The following is an 873-nucleotide window of genomic DNA, read 5'->3' on the forward strand; positions in this document are numbered from 1 at the left end:
TTTGGCAGTCGGACGAACGCCTGGGAAAAAAGTAGATAATTGATTTGCTCTTTCAAAAAGAAATAATGTAAACAATTCGGGCAAGGACATTCTCCTGTTGAACGGCTTTTTAAATTCAACCGCTGTCTCGCTCAGGGTGGCCCATCCGCTCAACCCTTGTGGCGGTTTCCGGCTCCTTCGTTCTCAGGGCGGCCCGCTCGTTCGAAGGCTTTAACGGCTTTGATCACCGCTTGGTTCTGGTTGTTCTTTGTCACACCTGGCATATTGTTTCCACGTTCCCCGGCATTGGGTTCATCACGTCTTGTTCCCCATCCATTCGCCACCGTGATTCAATCTGCCAACAATTGCTTCCACCGGACCGGGCTACAGCTTGTCCCTTTTGGAAGTCTTTAGTTTTTCAACCTTTTTCACCCATCGGCCCGGCGTCTCGATTCGCCGCCCGGCCGGTGAAGCACACGTTAGCAATGAAAATGTCGGAAACAAAAAAAGATAAAAAACTGCTTTCTACTGTAGCAATTATTTTGTCTATAGTAGGCACGCTGATTATTCTATTAATTCTGTTATTTAAACCACATTCTAATGATTACATTGATATTGATCATATTTTACAGTTTGGATTGTTGCTTTGCATGATTGGTACTATTACTGGTTTATTTAGACGCAAATACCATAACTCTTTGATTGCAATATCGATAGGGATTATAGGTATTATCGCTTTTTTTTCTTTTATGTTTTATGTCTTAATTAGAGGTGTTTGAAGCTGCTAACAATTGCTTCCACCGGACCGGGCTACAGCTTGTCCCTTTTGGAAGTCTTTAGTTTTTCAACCTTTTTCGCCCATCGGCCCAGCGTCTCGATTCGCCGCCCGGCCGG

The 873-nt window shown here is 44.3% G+C and carries 1 protein-coding gene; it reads left to right on the forward strand.

Annotated features, from left to right (window positions below; genetic code table 11):
• Window positions 1-158: 158 nt before the first annotated feature.
• Window positions 159-758, forward strand: a complete 600-nt coding sequence (locus ACYQ11_RS22085; protein WP_459926001.1) for a hypothetical protein — start codon at window positions 159-161, stop codon at window positions 756-758.
• Window positions 759-873 lie beyond the last annotated feature (115 nt).

Source organism: Desulfatiferula olefinivorans (assembly GCF_054657895.1).